The organism is Nocardiopsis sp. LOL_012, from assembly GCF_048060475.1.
Taxonomy (GTDB): Bacteria; Actinomycetota; Actinomycetes; order Streptosporangiales; family Streptosporangiaceae; genus Nocardiopsis.
The window spans coordinates 1-1235 of sequence record NZ_JBHMIV010000089.1 but is presented as its reverse complement, the minus strand read 5'-3'; the positions used below and the strand labels follow the sequence as shown (position 1 = coordinate 1235).

Below are 1235 nucleotides of genomic sequence, written 5' to 3'. Positions count from 1 at the left end.
TGGCGAGGAGGTAGCGGGGGCCGTGGTCCATGTCGTGGGCTAGAGGCACACCAAGTCACCCGCCGTTCATTTCGATTTGGGGCGGGGAATGCGCAAGCGCCATTGCCAGTTTCCTGCGCCCGGTACAGCCGAGGCCGATCTCCGGAGAAGTTAGCAACCCTTGGGGCGTGGGAAACTAAACAGAAATGACCTCCCGTTGAAGGAAGCATGTCTGTTTCTCGCCTTGTGGGGGATCGGACTTTCGGAAGAGCTCTCGTTCGTGGAAGGGGACGCCGATTCTGAAGAGGTGCGTTTACTACCGAAAATTCGTTGTGGTGAACCGTGTACTTAGAGTTCATCTCAAAAGCCATCAGCATGCTTGGCCAAGTGCTTGTAGCAGATGAGGATGCAGGCGGTGCCGAGCATGGCCAGGAAGGTGGAGGCCTTGCGTTCCCAGCGTTCGATGTCGTTGACGTTGGTCGCGGAGACCGCGCAGGTCAACGGGAGGCCCTGGTGGTCGCACAGCAGGTAGGGCTTGGAGCCGGGTTTGCCGCGATCAGTGGGGTTTGGCCCCGTGCTCTTGCCCTCTCTTGGCACGGATCGACTGGGAGTCGACGGTGGCGCGGGACCAGTCCGACAGGGCGCGTCTGCCCAGCTCATCCAGGATCGTGCGGTGGATCGTGGGCCACAGGCCCATCTCGGTCCAGGTCTGGAACCAGCGGTGGGCGGTGGCGCGGGTGACGCCGAACAGGCCGTCGGCCTTCTCCCAGGAACACCCGGAGGCCTGGACGAACAGCACCGTGGTCAACATGGCTCTCTGGTCCACACGGGGACGGCCGGTCCTCGGCGCGGGAGGCAGGAGCGGCTGGACGATCTCCCAGAGCCCATCGGGCAGCACATCACTCACAGGTTGTGATCATGCCAGGCACAGGAGCATCTCGCAGCGCTTTTGGGATGAGCTCTTAGTTCAGTGCCCGCTGTATCACCCAGCCTCGTCGGACCAGCGCAGGGGAAAGGCACCGAGAGGGGTTCGCCGCCTTCGTGGTGTTCGTTATCGAGGAGCCGCCGGTGGGGCCCGCACACCAGCGGTGGTGCTGTCGGTGGGGCGGGACAGGCACTGCCCCTTCCGGTTCAGGCCCGGTGCCTGGCCGTCTACGGTTGCTCCGCCTCCGGCCCTGTCGGTGTCGGCGCGGGGGGGAGGACGTCGGCGTGTAGGTGGAGGATGCCCTCGGAGTTGATGGCGGCGCGTTTGATGC

General features: G+C 64.1%; 2 protein-coding genes. Both read right to left on the bottom strand.

Going from position 1 to position 1235, the window contains the following annotated elements; genetic code table 11:
* Nucleotides 1-339: 339 nt before the first annotated feature.
* Entirely contained in the window at nucleotides 340-576 is a 237-nt protein-coding gene (locus ACFHWE_RS23545) for a hypothetical protein (protein ID WP_416604061.1), read from the bottom strand.
* Nucleotides 536-886 carry a transposase gene (locus ACFHWE_RS23540; RefSeq protein WP_416604060.1) on the bottom strand — a complete coding sequence of 117 codons (351 nt, stop codon included), beginning with the start codon at nucleotides 884-886 and terminating at the stop codon, nucleotides 536-538. Before ACFHWE_RS23540 ends, ACFHWE_RS23545 begins: the two co-directional genes overlap by 41 nt.
* Between the last annotated feature and the right edge of the window lie 349 nt (nucleotides 887-1235).